This window comes from Cyanobium sp. Cruz CV13-4-11 (assembly GCF_024346055.1).
GTDB lineage: Bacteria > Cyanobacteriota > Cyanobacteriia > PCC-6307 > Cyanobiaceae > Cyanobium.
In genome coordinates this window covers 1-18,442 of sequence record NZ_JAGQCH010000017.1, presented here as the reverse complement: position 1 = coordinate 18,442, position 18,442 = coordinate 1, and the positions used below count along the sequence as shown (strand labels likewise).

Annotated in this window: 17 protein-coding genes and 1 pseudogene; 8 read left to right on the top strand and 10 right to left on the bottom strand. The window is 65.5% G+C overall.

Annotation, left to right across the window (positions count from 1 at the left end; all coding sequences use genetic code 11):
• The first annotated feature begins 118 nt into the window (after nt 1–118).
• From KBZ12_RS12860 to KBZ12_RS12845, 4 genes are all read left to right on the top strand, one after another.
• Entirely contained in the window at nt 119–1,369 is a 1,251-nt protein-coding gene (locus tag KBZ12_RS12860; protein WP_254958374.1) for an ATP-binding protein, read from the top strand.
• Nucleotides 1,370–1,565: 196 nt separating this feature from the next.
• Nucleotides 1,566–1,847: a hypothetical protein gene (locus tag KBZ12_RS12855; RefSeq protein WP_254958373.1), complete on the top strand. Its 282-nt coding sequence runs from the start codon at nt 1,566–1,568 to the stop codon at nt 1,845–1,847.
• Between the two features lie 387 nt (nt 1,848–2,234).
• A complete protein-coding gene (locus KBZ12_RS12850) occupies nt 2,235–2,387 on the top strand; it encodes a hypothetical protein (protein WP_254958372.1) in 153 nt (50 codons plus the stop codon).
• A gap of 140 nt (nt 2,388–2,527) precedes the next feature.
• The gene (locus KBZ12_RS12845; RefSeq protein WP_254958371.1) at nt 2,528–3,373 is read left to right on the top strand and encodes a LamG domain-containing protein; all 846 of its coding nucleotides are present in this window, start codon (nt 2,528–2,530) and stop codon (nt 3,371–3,373) included.
• A gap of 452 nt (nt 3,374–3,825) precedes the next feature.
• Here KBZ12_RS12845 and KBZ12_RS12840 read toward each other — a convergent pair whose 3' ends face one another.
• Nucleotides 3,826–5,910 carry a bifunctional aldolase/short-chain dehydrogenase gene (locus tag KBZ12_RS12840; protein WP_254958368.1) on the bottom strand — a complete coding sequence of 695 codons (2,085 nt, stop codon included), beginning with the start codon at nt 5,908–5,910 and terminating at the stop codon, nt 3,826–3,828.
• A gap of 85 nt (nt 5,911–5,995) precedes the next feature.
• On the opposite strand from KBZ12_RS12840, the gene KBZ12_RS12835 reads away from it, so the two are divergent.
• Together KBZ12_RS12835 and KBZ12_RS12830 are read left to right on the top strand one after the other, a co-directional pair.
• A complete protein-coding gene (locus KBZ12_RS12835; RefSeq protein WP_254958366.1) occupies nt 5,996–6,400 on the top strand; it encodes a hypothetical protein in 405 nt (134 codons plus the stop codon).
• 11 nt (nt 6,401–6,411) lie between these two features.
• The gene (locus KBZ12_RS12830) at nt 6,412–7,404 is read left to right on the top strand and encodes a zinc-binding alcohol dehydrogenase family protein (protein WP_254958364.1); all 993 of its coding nucleotides are present in this window, start codon (nt 6,412–6,414) and stop codon (nt 7,402–7,404) included.
• Here the strand turns inward: KBZ12_RS12830 and KBZ12_RS12825 are convergent.
• From KBZ12_RS12825 to KBZ12_RS12800, 6 genes and pseudogenes are all read right to left on the bottom strand, one after another.
• Nucleotides 7,401–8,233: pseudogene (locus tag KBZ12_RS12825) on the bottom strand (class I SAM-dependent methyltransferase). The gene KBZ12_RS12830 and the pseudogene KBZ12_RS12825 sit on opposite strands and share 4 nt — an antisense overlap.
• A gap of 96 nt (nt 8,234–8,329) precedes the next feature.
• Nucleotides 8,330–8,881 carry a hypothetical protein gene (locus tag KBZ12_RS12820; RefSeq protein ID WP_254958363.1) on the bottom strand — a complete coding sequence of 184 codons (552 nt, stop codon included), beginning with the start codon at nt 8,879–8,881 and terminating at the stop codon, nt 8,330–8,332.
• Nucleotides 8,874–9,224: a hypothetical protein gene (locus KBZ12_RS12815; RefSeq protein WP_254952962.1), complete on the bottom strand. Its 351-nt coding sequence runs from the start codon at nt 9,222–9,224 to the stop codon at nt 8,874–8,876. The genes KBZ12_RS12820 and KBZ12_RS12815 overlap by 8 nt, the downstream gene beginning before the upstream one ends.
• 154 nt (nt 9,225–9,378) lie before the next feature.
• On the bottom strand, nt 9,379–10,470 hold the full coding sequence (locus KBZ12_RS12810; protein ID WP_254958362.1) for a YeeE/YedE thiosulfate transporter family protein: 1,092 nt from the start codon (nt 10,468–10,470) through the stop codon (nt 9,379–9,381).
• A 26-nt stretch (nt 10,471–10,496) separates the two neighbouring features.
• The gene (locus tag KBZ12_RS12805) at nt 10,497–10,625 is read right to left on the bottom strand and encodes a hypothetical protein (protein ID WP_254958361.1); all 129 of its coding nucleotides are present in this window, start codon (nt 10,623–10,625) and stop codon (nt 10,497–10,499) included.
• 35 nt (nt 10,626–10,660) lie between these two features.
• Nucleotides 10,661–11,695 carry a sulfurtransferase gene (locus KBZ12_RS12800; protein ID WP_254958360.1) on the bottom strand — a complete coding sequence of 345 codons (1,035 nt, stop codon included), beginning with the start codon at nt 11,693–11,695 and terminating at the stop codon, nt 10,661–10,663.
• Between the two features lie 126 nt (nt 11,696–11,821).
• Here KBZ12_RS12800 and KBZ12_RS12795 point away from each other — a divergent pair, with 126 nt between their 5' ends.
• Nucleotides 11,822–12,028, top strand: a complete 207-nt coding sequence (locus KBZ12_RS12795; protein WP_254958359.1) for a hypothetical protein — start codon at nt 11,822–11,824, stop codon at nt 12,026–12,028.
• Between the two features lie 4 nt (nt 12,029–12,032).
• On the opposite strand, the gene KBZ12_RS12790 is transcribed toward KBZ12_RS12795, so the two are convergent.
• The 3 genes from KBZ12_RS12790 to KBZ12_RS18700 all read right to left on the bottom strand — a co-directional run bounded on the left by KBZ12_RS12790 (nt 12,033) and on the right by KBZ12_RS18700 (nt 13,341).
• Nucleotides 12,033–12,482, bottom strand: a complete 450-nt coding sequence (locus KBZ12_RS12790) for a TA system VapC family ribonuclease toxin (protein WP_315859311.1) — start codon at nt 12,480–12,482, stop codon at nt 12,033–12,035.
• Nucleotides 12,479–12,748, bottom strand: coding sequence for a hypothetical protein (locus tag KBZ12_RS12785; protein WP_254952956.1), 270 nt, complete (start codon nt 12,746–12,748; stop codon nt 12,479–12,481). The genes KBZ12_RS12790 and KBZ12_RS12785 overlap by 4 nt, the downstream gene beginning before the upstream one ends.
• 437 nt (nt 12,749–13,185) lie before the next feature.
• A complete protein-coding gene (locus tag KBZ12_RS18700; protein ID WP_396101205.1) occupies nt 13,186–13,341 on the bottom strand; it encodes a DUF6444 domain-containing protein in 156 nt (51 codons plus the stop codon).
• 315 nt (nt 13,342–13,656) lie between these two features.
• Here KBZ12_RS18700 and KBZ12_RS12780 point away from each other — a divergent pair.
• A partial coding sequence (locus KBZ12_RS12780; protein WP_254958358.1) for an ELWxxDGT repeat protein occupies nt 13,657–18,442 on the top strand: 4,786 nt, incomplete at its 3' end.

Below are 18,442 nucleotides of genomic sequence, written 5' to 3'. Positions count from 1 at the left end.
GGAGCCCCAGGGTCGCAGCAGCGGCTCATCCAATCTGGACGGCAACTGAATCCCACCCAGCCGCCCCTTTATTCCAATCTGGACGCTAGCCTGATCCCATCTGGCCGAAACATCAGCCATGGCGATCGGACCCCTGCTGGAGCGGCGCCTCACTCCCCTGCTGCAGGAGGCCCTGGCCGATACACCGGTCGTGCTGCTCAATGGTCCACGCCAGGCCGGCAAGACCACCCTGGCCCGCTCGCTCACGGCCAACGGCTTCCACTACCTCAGCCTCGACGACGCGGCCACCCTGCTCTCCGCCCGGGAGGATCCCACCGGCTTCGTGCGCAGCCTCGATCGGGCCGTGATCGATGAGGTGCAACGGGCGCCCGAGCTGCTGCTGGCGATCAAGCGGGCCGTGGACAGCGACCGCAGGCCCGGCCGCTTCCTGCTCACCGGTTCGGCCGATCTGCGCACCCTTCCCGCCGTGGCTGACTCCCTGGCGGGACGGATGGAGGTGCTCACCCTGCTGCCCCTGGCCGGCTGCGAACTGGAGGGAAGCCCTGGCCGGTGGCTTGAGCTGGTCTTTGCCGGTGAAATCCCCAAGCTCAGGGCCCCTGATCCTGCTGCCGGCAGCGCCGCTGCGCTGATGGAACGGGTGTTGCGCGGGGGCTACCCGGAGGCTGTCGCCCGAGGCACGGCCCGGCGGCGCGAGGCCTGGCTGCGCCAGTACACCAACGCCCTGCTGAGCCGCGATGTCCGCGACATCGCCAGCATCGAGAAGCTGGAGCAGCTGCCCCGCCTCTTGCGCGCCCTGGCCCAGGTGTCTGGCCAGCTCACCAATGTGAACCAGCTGGCCGGCCAGGTGGGGCTCGACCACAAGACGGCCGCGAAATACATCGGAGTGTTCGAGCAGTTGTTTCTGCTCCGCCGCATACAGCCCTGGTGGAGCAACCGGCTGGCCCGGATCGTGAAGGCCCCGAAGCTCCAGTTTCTTGATTCCGGCCTGCTTGCCAGCTTGCTCGGTTGCACCACCGCCAGCCTGGAGCGCGACCGCACCCGTTTCGGACCACTGCTGGAGAGTTATGTGGTGAGCGAACTGATCAAGCTCTCCAGCTGGAGCGCGGATGATCTGCAGGTGCTTGGCTATCGCGACAAGGACCAGCGGGAGGTGGATGTGGTGATCGAAAACGCAGCAGATGAGGTGGTTGGCGTAGAGGTGAAAGCGAAGGCCACGGTGCAACGAAACGACTTCTCAGGCTTGCGGCGGCTGGCGGACCTGGCCGGGGAGAACTTCATGGGCGGCTTCCTGCTCTACGACGGTTGCGACACCCTGCCGATGGGTCAACGGCTCTGGGCAGTACCACTGTCCACTCTGTGGCAGCTGTAGGAGGGGGCAGCTCAGGCACACTTGTCGTGCTGAAGCGCCACCCGGCGGTGCGGGCGAGCATTGTCCTTCAGCATCTGCACTGCGCTCAAATCCTGCAGGGGTCCCTGATCTTCTGCCGTCCCATGCACGCTCTGGATTCCACCATGAGCGTCAACTGCCTGCCGGCTGGAGTTCACTGGCAAGCTGGAGAGAGGCCTTGGCCACAGGAGCTGCTGCGGAATTCGTGGCAATGAAGAACTGGCGCACCTCATGCCTGGTTGGCGGTGAACGGAGAACGGTGATCAATGGTCTCAATGATATCGGTGCTGCTTTCCACAAGCTCAATCCTTGGTATGTGGGTGATTTGCAGGCTCGTTTCCAGATCAAGGCACTGAATGGGGCGATTCGAATTCCGGTCAGGCAGAAGACAATCCGTCATTGGTGGTTCAGCCATCCGCCTACGTTGATGGGTGTGAGCAACTGCGAAGTGACGGCGTAGACCTTGCCGGGCCGCGGTGGCCGGGCCCTGCCCCAACGATCCCTGTGCTCCCCCACCCCTCCATGGCGCCGTGGTCCTGGTGCTCTTGCTGCTCAGTGGCTTGATCACCCTGGTGGGTACAGGCCCATCCCTCCATCGGTGCAGCCCCAGGCGTGCTCAACCCGCCCAGATTTCACCCAGTTCCAGCTCCACGCCAGGAAACTCGGCGCCGCCACTGAGCCGTTGGGCCTGCGGCTGAGGCTGCTGGCGGAAGACCACCACACGGTGGTCCATCTGGGCAGTTCCGCTGGCAGGTGCTCGGTCGCGTCCGGGGGCAAGGGAGGGGAGGGGATCAATGCCTCCTCAGGACGACGCCCGTCTGGTGCGGCTGGGGGCCCAGCGGCCCAGGTGCGACGGCCCGAGATGGGGCTGGTACTGGCGGACTTCGCCGTGAAGGTCCCCAGCAGCGCCGCAGAACCTCCACTGCCCTGCCCCCGTGATCAGCTCCTGGAGGCGCTGCCGCGTCTGCGGCAGGAGCTGGAAGCGGCATGCAGCGCCTGAGAAAACGCTCAGCCGTCCGGAGAGCCCCGGGGCGTGAGCTCAGCGCGACTCATCACAACGCTGGACCCTGGAGACTGAGGAAGAAACTTGACAAGCCACCCCCCCCCTTAGAGGTTAGTGAGAATTTCTGTGTTTTATAGATGGGTTCCCCATCCTTTCCCGCCACCACGGCATCCACCCCGGTGGCGGCGAAGCGTTCCCCGGCCATGGCCACTCTGGCCGGAACCACGATCGCCGGCCTCTGCTGCCTCGGGGCCGCCCTGCCGGCCAAGGCGGCGGTAGTAGCGAATTATGAGTTCCAGAACACGCTCTCCAGCACAATCCTCACAGCCCCCGATTTGGTTCCCTTCGTTCTGGGCACCTACGCCCCCGCCGTCATCGGAGGCACCCCCACCACTGTCTACAACTTCGGGCAAAATGAGGGCCTGTCGCTGGACACCACGGGCCTGATCAGCGACAACTACACGATCGCGGCTCTGTTCAGCTTCAATAACATCTCAAACTACAGAAAGATCCTCGACTTCAAGAACCTCACCAAAGACAGAGGGCTCTATACATTTGAAGGCCAGCTCAATTTTTTCGATGCAGCCATAGGTGGCCCCGCGGTGGGTCCCGGAACCTTCCTTGAAGCCGTGCTCACCAGAGACAGCTCCACCAAACTTGTCAGCGCCTATTTCGACGGAAACCTGGTGTTTTCGTTCACCGATTCCTCTTCTGATGGCGTCATATCGGTGGACAACCTGCTGAACATCTTTCAAGACGATGCCGATGTCGGAGGTGAAAGTTCCTCAGGATCTGTGGCGGGCATCCGAATCTTCGACAACGTGCTCACGGACGCCGAGGTCGCCGACCTCGACCTGATCACCCCCTCGGTGCCCCCAACATCACAGGTTCCCGGCCCCCTGCCGCTGCTGGGGGTCGGTGCCGCCTTCGGCTGGAGCCGGCGCCTGCGAAGCCGCCTCCGGCGCTCCACGCCCACCGTCTGATCGCGGTTCCCGGGCGCACGCAGCCCTCCGGCAGCAGGAAGCCTGTAGGGCTGTCGAACACCTTCAGGGGCAGGCCGCTCTGGCGCACCGCCAGCCAGAGCGGCCTGCAAGCGTCTGGTTGCGGGCTCCTGTGCCTCCTGCGGTTGGGGTCGTCTCGATCAGCTGGCCATCGCCGTCAAGATCCAGCACCGCCTCCGTGTTGGTGGCCCAGCAAGCTGCCGGCGGCCTGCTCCACAAAGCCCTCTCCCAGTTACCTTTCGATCGCTACCCAGCGATCATCACGCAGCTGCACGATGGCATCCACTGCAATGCCGTCCTGGTCGTGGTCGTGGTAGGGAAGCGACGCCCCATTGAGGGGTTGGCTCAGCACACGCAGATGCCAGATCCACAGGGAGACGGCCCATGACCGGGAGTGGTCCCCTCGATCACAACTGCCATGGTCGGAAGACCCGTTACCTCACCATCGCCGCCACGTTGCCGCCATCCACCGTGAGCACGGCGCCGGTGGTGCGCTCCATCCGGGCCAGGGCCACGAAGGCATCGGCCACATCGCTGGCGCGCACCTCGGCGCCCAGCAGGTTGCCGGCCATGTAGAGCTCCTCGCTCATGCCCCGGGCGGCGGAGCGCTCCTTGATCATCGTGTCGTCGAGCAGGCCCGAGCGAATGCGGTCGGCGTTGATGGCATTCACCCGCACGCCGGCCTCGCCTTCCTCCAGGGCGTACTGGCGCACCAGGGCCAGCAGGGCCGCCTTGCTGATGCCGTAGGCGCCGAAGTTGGGACCCGGATTGAGCGCCTGCTTGCTGACGTTGAACAGCAGCTGGCCGCCCAGGCCCTGGGCGCGGAACACGGCCAGCGCCGCCTGGGCGACGCTCTGGTGGGCGAAGAAGTTGAGCTCGAAGCTGGCCCGCAGGTCGGCGTCGGCCAGGGTGGCCATCGGGCCGGTCCAGGCGGCGCCGGCATTGCTCACCACGATGTCGAGGCCGCCGAAGTGGGCCGCCACCGCGGCGATGGCGGCCTGCACCGCCGCCGGGTCGGTGACGTCACAGGCCGCGGCGAGGGCCCGCTTGCCACAGGCGGCGGCCACCACCGCCGCGGCCTCCTGCTCCAGATCGAGCACCGCCACGTCAGCCCCGGCGGCGGCGAAGGCCCGGGCGATGGCGGCACCGATGGCGCCGGCGCCGCCGGTGACCAGCACCACCTGGCGGGCCAGGGGCTTCTCGGCCGCCTTGCCGAGCTTGGCCTGCTCCAGGCTCCAGTACTCCATGGCGAAGGTGTCGGCCTCGCCCACCGGCGCGAAACGGCCGATGGCCTCGGCCGCCAGCAGGGTCTGGGCCCAGGCGCCTGCGATGTCGGCCACGGTGGCCGCCTCGGCGGCCGACTTGCCGATCCCCACCAGCCCCAGGCCGGGGATCGCCGCCACCCGCGGCAGGGGATCGAGCGCCTTTTTGACGCCCCCGGCGGCGGCGTTCTGGCGCTGGAAATAGGCGCGGTAGTCGGCCCCGTAGGCCTCCAGGGCCTGCTCCAACGCCTTGCCCCAGGCGGCCAGGGCGTGGCCGTCGCCGCCGGGCGGCAGGGGCGGCAGCACCAGGGGCCGGGCCTTGGTGCGGATGACGTGGTCGGGGGTGGCGACGCCCCGACCGGCCCAGTCGCCCAATCGGGCGTCGTCGCTGATGGCGCGTGCCAGGGGGGTGTCGCGCAGCGCCAGGATCCAGTGGGGACGGACGCCGGCGGCGACGGCGGCCCGGCCCAGGGCGCCCCGCAACAACGGCAGCACCGCCGCCGCAGGGGCGGGGCGCTCCGGCACGGCCACCGCATGGAGCGAGCGCTCGCCCCGGGCCAGGCGCTCCTCGGCCCGCCGCACCAGGTCGATCATCCGGTCGTAGCTCTGCTCGGCCGTCGCTCCGAAGGAGAACAGGCCGTGCTGCAGCAGCACCATGCCCTCCGGTTCGCTGCCGCCGGCCGCCGCGGCCTCGTAGGCCAGGGCCGCCGCCTTGGCCAGGGCGAAGCCGGGCATCACGTAGGGCACCAGGGCCACCCGATCGCCGTAGACCTCGCGGCAGACCTCGGCCGCATCGGGCTGGTCGGCCAGGGCCAGCAGGGCGATCGAGTGGGTGTGGTCGACGAAGGTGTGGGGCAGGAAGGCGTGGAGCAGCGCCTCCACCGAGGGGTTGGGGGCGGCCGGATCGATCAGGTTCTGGCGCTGGGCCGCCACCATCGCCTCGTCGCTGAGGGACTCCAGGACCCGCAGGGCCTGCAGGGGCTCCAGCCGCACCGCCGGATGGCCCGGCGGCTCGATCGTGGCCAGGTCCCAGCCCGATCCCTTGACGCACAGCACCCGGATCGGCTCGCCCAGCAGCCCGTGCACGGTGGTCTTCACCGAGGTGTTGCCGCCGCCGTGCAGCACCAGCTCGGGGTCGGCCCCCAGCAGCCGGGCCGAGTAGGTGCGCAGGGCCAGGTCTTCGCCCACACCTTGAGCGCCGTAGCGGGCGATCGCCTCGCGGGCGGCGGCATCCGACCAGCGATGTTGCACGGCCATGGGGCGAAACGGGGACTCTGGGGGGAGACTACGGGGAGCGATCCACCAGGGGCTGCCCGTGTCCATCCGCTGCCGCCGCGAGGTCTTGAAGCCGTTGGCAAGCGGCGTGTTGCTGCCCCTGCTGCTGGCGGTGGGGGCCCCCGCCCTTGCCGAGCGGCCGGTCCCGCCCCAGATCCCGCGCGACGGCTGGAAGGACTGCGAGTACAACGACAAACCCCTGGCCTGCGTCGATGAACAACTTCCCGGCGGCCTGAAGATCCGCTGGAAGGACGGCCAGTCGATGACCTACCGGGCGGTGTCCGGCAAGGGCAAGGACGCCAGCGGCAGCGACCTGCTGCGCGATCGGCTGGGGGGACTCTGGCGCCGGGAGCTGTTCGTCCAGGGCAACATCACCCTCACCAACGACGCCAACGGCAACCGGATCTTCGTGCCGCTGCGCTTCCCCTGCAAACCGCCCCTGAAGGGAGAAGTGGGCTACTGCCGCTACTGAACCCTCCCGCCATGCGAGCGATTCTCGCCACCCCGGCCCTGGTCGACACGGAGCTGCCGGAGCCCGTCCCCGGCCCCCACGACCTGCTGGTGCGGGTCGAGGCGGTGGCGCTGAACCCGATCGACACCAAGCTGCGGGCCGCCGTGGGCGCGGGGGATCCGCCCCGTCAGCTGGGCTGGGACGGCGCCGGGGTGGTGGCGGCGACCGGGGAGCGGGTGGGCCGCTTCCGGGTGGGGGATGCGGTGATGTTCGCCGGCGATGCGGGACGGGCCGGCTGCAACGCCGAAGCCGTGCTGGTGGACGAACGCCTGGTGGGCCGCAAACCGGCGCGGCTCTCCTGGGCCGAGGCGGCCAGCGTGCCGCTGACGGGGCTGACGGCCTGGGAGGCCCTGTTCGAGCGCCTCGACCTTGATCCAACCGGTGGCACTGGGCGGGGCCGCAGCCTGCTGATCCTCGGCGGCGCCGGCGGGGTGGGCTCGATCGCCATCCAGCTGGCCCGCCGGGCCGGGGCGGTGGTGATCGCCAGCGCGTCGCGGCCGGAGAGTGCCGCCTGGGTGCGGCAGCTGGGGGCCGATCACGTGGTCGACCACCACCAGCCCCTGGCCCCCCAGCTGGCCGCCCTGGGCTTCGAGGCAGTGGATCGGATCGCCAACTTCAGCGACACCGACGCCTACTGGGAGGTGATGGCCGAGCTCATCGCGCCGCTGGGGTCGATCGTGGCGATCGTGGGCAACCGCCGCCCCCTCGACCTCAATCGGCTCAAGGCCAAGAGCGTGCGCTTCGCCTGGGAGTTCATGTTCAGCCGCTCCCAGTTCCAGACCGCCGACATGGGACGGCAGGGGGAGATCCTGGATCGCCTCGCCGAACTCCTCGAGGCCGGCGAGCTGCGCCCCACCCTGGGCCGCACCCTGAGCCCCATCAACGCCGCCAACCTGGAGGTCGCCCACACCCAGCTCGCCTCAGGGAGCACGATCGGCAAGATCGCGCTGGTGGGCTGGGACTAGGCCAGTCGCGCCACCAGCACCCGGTGGCGGGGATCGCAGGCCTCCCGGCGCACCTCGCGAAAGCCGGCCTGCTCCAGGGCCCTGGGCAGATCGAGGCTGAAGTAGTCCTCCAGGTAGGGCTCGGTGCTCTTGAGCAGGGTGGCGATCGGCGCCGGCAGCCGGCGGATCACGGCCGAATCCGGGTCCTGGTCCACCAGGGCCACCACCCCGCCGGGCCGCAACAGCCGGGCCGCCTCCCGCAGCACCGCCCGGGTGGCGCCGGCGGGCAGCTCGTGGCAGACGAACTGGAGGGTGATCAGATCAACGCTGGCCGCCGGCAGGCCGGTGGCCTCGGCGGCGGCGTGGTGCCAGCGGCGGATCCGCCCTCCGGGATCGCGGACCCTGGCCACCGCCAGCATCTGGGGGGAGAGGTCGAGGCCCTCGACGGTGACGCCTGTGCCCTCGCGCCGCTCCAGCCAGTCCTTGAGGGCCAGGGTGCTGACGCCCACAGAGCAGCCGATGTCGAGGGCGTTGCGCACCGGGCCTGCCAGCAAAGGTTGCCCTCCTGGTAGGCGTGGAAGCGGGCCCGGTAGTAGGGCGGAATCGCGGTGCCCGCATCGGTGCTGCTGGCCAGCAGCGGCTCGGCCTGGCGCACGAGCTCCTCGCGCCGGGCCCGCCAGGCGATGCCGCGCCGCTCGGCGGTGCGGATGATCAGCTGGCGGGCCTGCAGGAACAACAGCCGCCGCAGGGGCTCGACGGCCAGCAGCCGGTCAATCAACCAGCCCAAGGGATGGCGCGAGGCCACCCAGTTGGGGGGCGGGGCCGGAGCGACGGGCTGGGCCTGGGCCATGGGGGCGGAGCAGCGGCGGCGCTAGGGACTGCATTCTCGCCTCAGATGATGGGTTGTCGGCCCGCGATGGGCCCCCGAATGGGGCCAATCAGATGGCTAAGGAGGAGAACTTGCTACCGCCCGCAAGCGATCAATGACGTGTACATCCAGCCCCTCGTTCCTGGCCCAGGTGGCCATGTCGTCCCAGTCCACAGGATGGCTGCGGCACACCAGAACCGCCTGATCCCAGCACTGGCGATCATTCCAGTGCAGATAGGCAGCCAACCTGTCGATCACGCAAAGGCTTGGGGTGATGATTCGCAGGAATCCAAACGGTGTCTCCAGCATGGGAATCGCACGGTGATCCATCACTCTGGAGCCAAAACCAAGCGGCCCAGCTGGAAACTCCACGAGCCACTTGGTGCGGGGATGCGCAAAGAGCCGCCTGGATGCACTCTGGACGAAACCGAGCGGAGACATGACCCCTCGAAGCATCCCGGCATCGGCTGACGTCACGAAGTCCAGATCATGGCTCACATAGTGATTCTCGCTGTAAATCGAAACCGCACTTCCTCCCGACAAGGTTGCAATGATCCCAGCCGCCTCAAGAGCCGAACTGATGATCACCGCCAACTCCTCAAGGGTCGTCGCCTGATCAATCTCAGCCATGACTGACCAAGAGCTTGCCAGTCAGCCTGGGACGTTGCCGCTGCCGAAAGAATTGCTGCACTTGATCATCAGGCAGAAGCTTGAGCTCTGCTTCCAGGAACTGCCTGAGATTGCGAACAGATGGGTTGCGCTCACTGAAGGAAAATAGTCTGATGTTTCCCACCAACCGACTCACCAGTACACCGTCTTCCTCCAGTCGCTTCAATTGTCGCTGGGTCATGTTCAGCCCAAAGCCAAAGGTTTTGGCCATGCGTAAGGCATGGCCTTCTCCATAGCACTGCAGGAACAGCAGCACGCAGGCCGCCGTCCGATTGCCAAAGATCGCCTCAAGGACAGGGTTCATCGCCGAAGCCTTAACGACCCCAGAAGGGTGTTTCCCAACTCACATATTAAGTCACTCTACCCCGCAAGGGGGTGAAATGGACCTGCTCTGCATCGCCAGGCGCTTGCCAGCAGATGTCTGCCCCTGGTCGGCAACGCCTGAGGCGATCCTCACCTCAGGCGGCCGGGCGCAGCCACAGCGAGGCGGCGAAGCCCGCCAAGGCCACCGCCAGCCAGATCCAGCCGTGCAGGCTGAAGCTCATCACCCCGCCCAGGAAGGCGTTGACGTTGCACCCCGACGCCAACAGCCCGCCGTAGCCCATCAGCAGGCCGCCGAAGCCGCGCCTGGCCAGTTCCGGCATGGGCTGGGGCCCCACGCCCCGCCAGCGGAAGCGGCCCTGGCCGATGGCGGTGGCGACGGCGCCATAGAGCAGGCCTAGATCGACGAGCACGGCGTCGTTGAACAGCCAGGCCGCCGGCCCCGCCAGCAGGGCCTGGCCCCGGGGACTCGACCAGAACAGGCTGCTGCCGGGATCCCAGCCCAGGGCCTGGGCGGCGTGGGCGCCACTGAGGGCCAGACCCCAGAGCACCCTCCAGGGCTCGGCCGTCACCAGCAGCAGGCCTGTGGCCAGCAGGGCGACGGCGATGGCACCGCCGTAAAGCCCGTAAAGCCGGCGGCTGGGGCCCCGCCAGGGGAGCTGGCCGCTCCAGCGCGCCAGCAGCACGGTGATCAGGGCGATGAAGGCGAGCTGCAGGGTCAGGGCGCCAGGGAGGCCGAACAGCTCAAGGCCGACCGGGGAGGGCAGGCGCGGCAGGGGCAGGGCCGCCAGCTGCGGAGCATGGAGGGTGCCGAGGAAGGCGCCCACGATCAGGCCGATGAGGGCGGCCAGCACGCCGCCCCCGCCGCGGGAGGTGGCCGCCAGGGTCCCGCAGCCGCAGGCCCGGGCCCGCTCCATGCCGATGCCGAACAGGAAGGCACCGGCCAGGAAGGGCAGGGAGAGGGGGGTGGCCAGCAGCTTCGGCCGCAGGCCGGTGAGGGGCTCAAGGGCGAGCACCAGAGCCATGGCGATCACGAGCAGCGCCACCAGCAGCAGCTGGGCGAAGACCGGGTGGGGATCCCGCCGCTCAATCAGCCGGCGATAGCCGGAGGCGAAACCGAAGCCGGAGCGGACCAGGGCATGGCCGAGGCCGCAGCCCAGCCCCCAGACCAGGGCCGAGGCGGGCTGCCGGGCCCCCAGGGCCACCCCGATGGCGACGGCGGGGGCCACGGCGAGTACGGCAGTTGGGAAACGCCTCAACGCTTCTTCGCTTTGGCGGAGGAGGGGGCCTCACTGCCGGTGTCACAGGCCAGGGCGGCGGCCGGGACGAGCAGCAGCAGCAGCAGGCTGGTGAGCGCCCAGAAGCGGAGGCGGAAAACGGGCATGACGGCGGCGGGGGGGAAGGGGACGCTGGGGGGGGTCAGCGGCTGCTCACCTGCTGGGCCGGGCTGCCTTCGGGCCCCACGGAAATCGGCAGCTTGGAGGCGCTGTATTCGGTCCAGGAGCCTTCATAGATCCGCACCTTGGGGTACTTGAGCAGATGCTTCAAGGTGAGGAACTGGAGGCTGGCTTCCCTGCCGGTGCTGCAGGAGACGATCACCTCCTTGTCGGGAGTGATGCCGCGGCTCACCAGGAGCGCCCGGATCTCGTCGAGGGACTTCAGCTTGTGGGCATTCTTCTTCGCCTCGTCAGCGTTGTTGGCTTCGGTGAACGCCTGCCAGGGGATGTTCTTCGCTCCTGGGATATGGCCGTTGCGGATGAAGGTCTGGTCGGTGCCCTCGAACTGGGCCTTGGGACGCGGGTCGATGATCACCACCTTGCTGCGGCCGATCAGGGGCTGCAACTCATTGAGGGTGATGGCCAGGCCCTTGACCGTGGTAGGCCGGAAGCTGCCGGCCTGGAAGGTGGGGAACGCCTTGGTGGTGCTCTGGCCGGCCGCCTTGAAGCCGCTGAGGCCGCCATCGACGATCGCGACCTGACGCACGCCGCTCTTCTCAAGGATGTAGGAGACCAGGGCGGTGCCGAGAACGTCGTTGCCGTCGGAATAGACGAGCACCGAATCCCGGTTGGAGATGCCCGCCTGGCTCAGCAGGCTGGCGAGTTTGTCGGAACTCCAGATCTGGAAGGGCAGGCGGCCGTTGGGACCACGGAAGGCCTGCTCGGAGAGATGCACCGCGCCGGGTACGTGGCCGCCGATGTAGGAGAGCGGCGGCACCGGGCGCACATCAAGCACCTTCCAGCGGCCCGAGCTGGCGGCGGCGGCGGCCTGCTCAGGGGAGAGCACCTGGAAATTGGTGCCCCCCGCGGCCAGGGTGGTGACACCGGCGCTGGCCAGGGCAGGAGCGGCGGCAAGGGCCCGGGTGATCGGCGCGTTGCCGAGGGCGATGGCGGTGGCGACTCCGGCCGCGACCGAGAGCAGCAGGCGCCGGGTGGGGCGGGAGGTCTGCGGGAACATTAAACGCAAAGGCGACCGATATACCGATGTTTAACGGATGGCCCCTCTGGGTCCCTGTGTGTTCAACCACGTCGAGGTGTGTCCCGACGAATCTGGGTAACGTCCCAGCGACCCCGCGAACAAGCCATGGATTGGCCCCGCCTGCTGGCCCTCTCCACCTCCCTGCTGGTGGGAGCCGGCGCCCTGGTCGGCGGAGCCGCCCTGGCCACCCCGGCCGGATCCCTGCTCAAGGGCCTGTCATTGCCGCTGCCCAAGCCGGCCGCCCTGGCGCTGCAGGCCACCGCCATCGGCCCCAACCAGCTCAACCTCAACGTCCGCTTCGAACGGCTCTGAGGGGTCACGGAGCAGGCAGGGACAGCCACGACAGGCCTTTGAACCGGCCGAAGTCCTGATCGAAGCTCACCAGCCGCCAGCCTCCGGCGATGGCCAGGGCGGCCAGATGCACGTCGGTGCAGAGCCGGGGCGGCCATGGATCCTGGCTGAGCAGATGGCGGAACACGGGCCAGCTGGCGGCGGCCTCGTCCATCAGCCTCACCCCTGGCTGCTGCAAGAAGGCCGCCTGAACGGCGCTGGCCTCAGCCAGGCTGAGGGCCGCCTCTCCCATCACGCGCGGCTGGCTGAGCAGGCGCACCAGACCCAGGGCGGTCACGGTGGAGAACAGCACGGTGTCAGCGGCCTCCCCCTCCCAGTAGCGACAAGCGGCGTCGTGGTGACTATGGCCACGCCAGGCAAGCGCCAGCCAGAGGTTCAGATCGGGGAGATCCGCCGGCGCCTGCAGGGGAGTCATTCCTCCTCCAGCAGGGCGAACAGGCCGGCGTTCGAGAGCTGATCCGGCGTCAGGGGCAGGTCGGCCTCGATCCGGGGGAGGTCGGCGGCCCGGCGGGCCCGGGTGTCGCGGCCGTGGCCCGGGTCCACCAGCCCCTGTTCCACGAAGGAGCGCAGCAGCTGCTTCAGCGTGGTGCCCTCCAGCGCCGCCCTGGCTTTGAGGCGGGCGAACAGGGGATCGGGCAGCTCCAGGGTGGTGCGCACGGCCAGGCAGGCGAAGATGCGCATTTTAGTGCGCATTCGCCATGACCCCCCATGGCCTCTCTCAGGTGCTCTCCACCCCCAGCAGCGGCTCACCCAGCTGCAGGCATGAACAACCTGGGGGAAAGCACCATGTCCCAGCAAACCCACCAGATCACTGAGCCGGGGGCGATAACGGCTGGCCTCCATACCCGCCGGTAACGTCGGACAGGTGCGCCTGGAGCAGCAGGGACACACCAACCGGCTCAGCAGGTGCTTGATCACCAGCGGGGTGATCGGCGCAATGTCGATCACCTTGTGCCAGCAGGGCGCTGGATCCTCACCCTGCTGCAATCTGCCGCAGCGGAGGCATGCGTTGGGGTGGTGCTCCACCACCTGGTCCACCCGCTCGATCGGCAGCAGCTCTGGCCGGATCCGGCCTGGCCCGGCTGGCCACCCCGCTTGCGGCTACAAACCTTGGGCCGTTAGGTCGGCTCGAACCCAGTGCCGTCGCTGGAGGGAGGCTTGGAGGAGTGGCGAGAGCTGCAGCCAATCCGGTCCCGCAGGCTGGCCAGTTCAGCGGCCAGGGCAGTGAACTGGACGCAAAGCTCCTCGTTCTGCTGCGTGAGTGACTGAATCATCTGCCGCAGAGCAAGGATGAGCGTTCTGTTGCTGGCAGGCATGAGCGGCCAGTTCGCCTCTGAAATCCCGGGCTGGGATGTGCTCATCACAGGCGGTCACTGCCTGAGATGTAACAGGGATATAAACCGCAGCCAAAGGCTTGGCAGGGCAATGGTCGCCACTAGCATTCCCGGTCGCCCAACGTACACTCAACTAGTAAGCATTCTCAAACACAAAAGCATGTAAATAATTGCAAATTTGGCGCAGGGCATTGAGATGGCTCTGGCTTGTCGGCTAGGGTGTGCGTCTGATATTTCGAAACAGGACAGTTCATTATGGCTATATTCGATCCTCTTTCGCGCTACCGGGCCGAGAGCGCCGCCTACCAGTCGATTGACCTGGTGGCGGGCACAGCCGGCGTGGTGAGCGTCACTGGTCTGAGCAGCGTGGATGACGCCTCCGTGGCCATTGACCTGGGCAGCAATGTCTTCCGATTCTACGGAGCCAGCTTCTCCGGCAACAACAAGCTGTACATCAGCAGCAACGGCCTGATCAGCTTCGGAGGGGCAGACAATAACTCAGATAACAACGATTTAAGTTATGGTTATTACGGCTATTACATCACCCCGCTGTGGGATAACTGGGTCACCAACCGCAACACCAGTCCCAACGATCTGGTGCTCTATCAGTTCCGGGATCTCAACACCGACGGTGTGGCCGATCAGTTGGTGATCGAATGGAACAACGTCTATCACGCGGATGTTCCTGAAAGCGACGGTGCCACTTTCCAGGCGATTCTTTCGCTGAACAACGGTATCGGCAACGGCGACATTGTGTTCAACTACGTCGACCTCGCTGTGGATGGCGGCAGCGGCGACAGCAATTACAATGACGGTGGCAGTGCCAGCATCGGCATCTCCTCCGGCCAGCCCGGCACCCAAGGCACCCAGCTGCTGGTGGGCGTGAACGGCGAGGCCGACCTGCCGGTGAGCAGCGGCACGGCGATCCGCATCACCACGGTGCCGAATCCGATCAGTCCTAACCCGACACTTATCAAGGACATCAACACAACCAGGATCGGCTCCGCTCCTTCCCAGCTGACTGTGTTCAATGGTGCTCTCTACTTCGTGGCGGACAATGGCTACAGCGGCAGCGAACTGAATAAAGTCGATGCAGCGGGCAACATCAGCCTAGTGAAGGATATTTACGTTGGTCCAAATGGCTCTCAGCTATTGGGCCCCACCGTGGTGGGCAGCAGTCTCTTTTTCCAAGCCTATGACCCTATCAATGGCTATGGCCTCTGGAGAAGCGATGGGAGCGAAACGGGTACCACCCTTGTGAAAGGAGGCCTGGAAGGATATGCGTATAACGATGCCTCCACCGTGGCGGCCAGCGGCGGTAAGTTCTTCTTCAGGGCCTATGACGGCGCCAATGGGATCGAACTCTGGGTGAGTGATGGGACCGAACTTGGAACCATCCGCATCAGCAACATCGAAGCAGGCGCAGGAAATAGCAACCCCGCCAATCTCACCGATGTCAACGGCACCCTGTTTTTCGCTGCCACCACCAGCGCTGGTGGCACAGAGCTTTACAAGAGCAATGGCACCTTGGCCAGCACCGCTCTGGTCAGGGCCATCGCCAGCGGCGCGGCCAGCTCAGATCCTCAGGAATTGATCAATTTCAACGGCGCACTCTATTTCACCGCCAATGATGGGGCGAGTGGCCGCGAACTCTGGAAAAGTGGCGGCACCAGTACCACCACGGCTGTGCTTCGAAACATCAACACCAATGCTGGAGCCGGCAGCGATCCACTCAATCTCACTATCCTTAACAACACGCTGTACTTCTTCGCCAACAGCAGCACGGGCTATCAGCTCTGGAAAAGCGATGGCACCCTTGCAAACACGGTGCGCGTCAGTACGGCGATCTTCAATAAAGATTACTACACCAATTATAGCTTCAATCTGTTCAACCTCGACGGTACGCTCTATTTCACCAGTCAGGGCGCAGTCAACACCGAACTATGGAAAAGCAACGGCACCACTGTAACCAAGGTTGCCGATCTGCCAAGCTACTACAGTTTCGCTTCTGATTTTACCAACGTTGGCGGTGTTCTCTACTTTAGTCTCAGTGATGGGGGCGTCTCCACAGGTAAAGAGCTCTGGAAAAGCAATGGTACTGCCGAAGGCACAGTGCTGGTTCGTGACATTGTTTCGGGACCTCCTGACTCAAACCCGCGCGAGCTCACGGCGTTCAACAATCAACTCTATTTTGTGGCAGCCAGTGTTAACTCCTACAGCCTTGATGAGCTTTGGAGCAGTAACGGAACCTCTGGCGGAACCCAATCGCTGGAGGTAAATCCTGCCACGCAAGGGGCCAGTATCTCCGATCCTTTGCTGTTCAACGGCAAGCTCTACTTCGCCGCCAATGATGGCGTGGTGGGCAAGGAACTCTGGACCAGCGATGGCACTGCGGCGGGTACCCAGTTGGTCAAAGATGTGCGCGAGGGCATTAACGGCGACATCCGAGCGCTCACCGCGATGGGGAGCAATCTCTATTTCTTCGCCTACGATGATCTCAATGGTTACGGTCTCTGGAAGAGTGATGGCAGTGGCGCTGGCACCAGCCTGGTCAGTGCGGTGGATGGCTGGTCGTACAACAACAGCCCGCTCGTCAATGCGGGAAACCGTATCTATTTTGTAGACAGTGGCCTGGCTGGTGTGGAGCTATGGAGCAGCGATGGCACGACAGCTGGCACCGCCATCGTGAAGGACATCAATCCAGGCAGCGCAGATTCATACATTCTTCTCTTTGATCAGGCTGCATTGGGCAACACCTTCTTCTTCATCGCCTACAACCCCACGGCTGGCCGTGAACTCTGGAAAACGGATGGTACCAGCGCCGGCACAATGCTTGTGCGCAACATCAACCCTGGCGCTGGTGATTCCGATCCAGACGATCTGGTTGTCTTTAATGGCAGCCTCTACTTCGATGCCTACGACCCAACCTATGGTCGAGAGCTCTGGAAAACCGATGGCATCACCACCACCCGTGTCAAGAACATTGCGGCGGGTGCCACTGGTTCCGACCCACAGAACTACGTAGTTTTTCAGGGGAATCTTTTCTTCTCGGCATACGATCCAACCAACGGCTGGGAGCTCTGGAAAACCGACGGCACCACTGCCGGCACGGTGCGCGTAAGCGACCTCCCCTCTGGGTCGCCCTTGTCGCAGTCCACGGTGGTGAACAACACCCTGTTCTTCACCCGCAATGGCTATGAACTCTGGAAAACCGACGGCACTAGCGCCGGCACCATGCAGATGAGCGGTGCCCCCGGGGCCAGCCTTGGCAACACCGCTGATCTCAAGGAGCTCACCAATGTCAATGGTGTGCTCTATTTCGCTGCCACTGACCCCACCTACGGCCGTGAGCTCTGGCGCAGCGATGGCACAGCCGAAGGCACCTACAGAGTCACCGATCTCAATGCCAAGGTACCCCTGGGTTCGGGTCTGGGTAACTCCAATCCTCGCAACCTGATCTACGACGCCAGCCGCAACAAGTTATTCTTCACCGCCAGCAACTGGCAGAGCGGAGGTGAATATTATGGCGAGAATGAGCTGTTCAGCCTTGACATCAACGAGCGCCCCACCGACCTCAGCCTCAGTGCCACCAGCCTTAATGAAAATGGGGCTGCCGCCACGGTTGTGGGGAACTTCAGCAGCGTCGATCCGGACACGGGCAACACCTTCACCTACAGCCTCGTTCCTGGCAGCGGAGCCACCGACAACGGCGCTTTCACGATCGTTGGCAACCAGCTGCAGATCAACGCCAGCCCCGATTTCGAAACCAAAAACAGCTACAGCATCCGGGTGCGCAGCACCGACCAGGGCGGCTTGAGCTTCGAGAAGGCCCTTACGGTCACGGTGAACAATGTCAACGAGGCGCCCACCGATCTCGCCCTGAGCGGCAGCGGCACAGTGAACGAAAACGCTGGCCCGGCCCTGGTGCTCGGCAGCCTCAGCAGCATCGATCCCGACAGCCCCACCACCCCCCAGAGCTTCAGCTACAGCCTGGTGAGCGGTACGGGCGACAGCGACAACGCCGCCTTCTCGGTGGTCGCCAACCAGTTGCTGCTCAACGCCCCCGCTGATTTCGAAACCAAGAGCAGCTACAGCCTGCGGCTGCGCAGCACCGATCAGGGCGGCCTGTTCACCGAGAAGGTGCTCACGATTGCCGTCAACAACCTCAACGATGCCCCCACCGATCTGGGCTTGAGTCCCAGCAGCGTCAATGAGAACGTGGCGGCCAACAGCGTGATCGGCAGCTTCAGCAGCACTGACCAGGATGCCGGCAACACCTTCACCTACAGCCTGGTGGCCGGAACCGGCGCTACCGATAACGGCGCCTTCAACATCCTGGGCACTCAGCTGCGCATCACCGCTAGTCCCAATTTCGAGGCCAAGAACAGCTACAGCATCCGGGTGCGCAGCACCGATCAGAGCGGTGCCTTTGTGGAGAAGGTGCTGCCGATCTCCATTCTCAATGTGAATGAATCGCCCACCAACATCAGCCTCAGTGCCAGCAGTATTTCTGAGAATGTGGCCGCTGGCAGCCTGGTTGGCACCTTGGCCAGTACCGATCCCGATAGCCCGCTCACACCCCAGAGCTTCGGCTATCGCCTCGTCGCCGGCACCGGCGACACCGACAATGCCGCCTTCGAGATCCAGGAAAACGAGCTGCGGCTCCGCTCCGTTCCCGATTTCGAGCTCAAGTCGTCCTACACCATCCGTGTGCAGACCCGCGACCAGGGCAACCGCACCTTTGCCAAGGTGTTCACGATCACGGTGACCAACCAGGCCGAGGCCCCCACCGATCTGGCCCTGAGCGCCAGCAGTGTGAATGAAAACGTGGCCGCCGGCACCGTGGTGGGGAACTTCAGCAGCGTCGATCCGGACACGGGCAACACCTTCACCTACAGCCTGGTGGCCGGCACTGGAGCCACCGACAACGGCGCTTTCACGATCGTTGGCAACCAGCTGCAGATCAACGCCAGCCCCGATTTCGAAACCAAAAACAGCTACAGCATCCGGGTGCGCAGCACCGACCAGGGCGGCTTGAGCT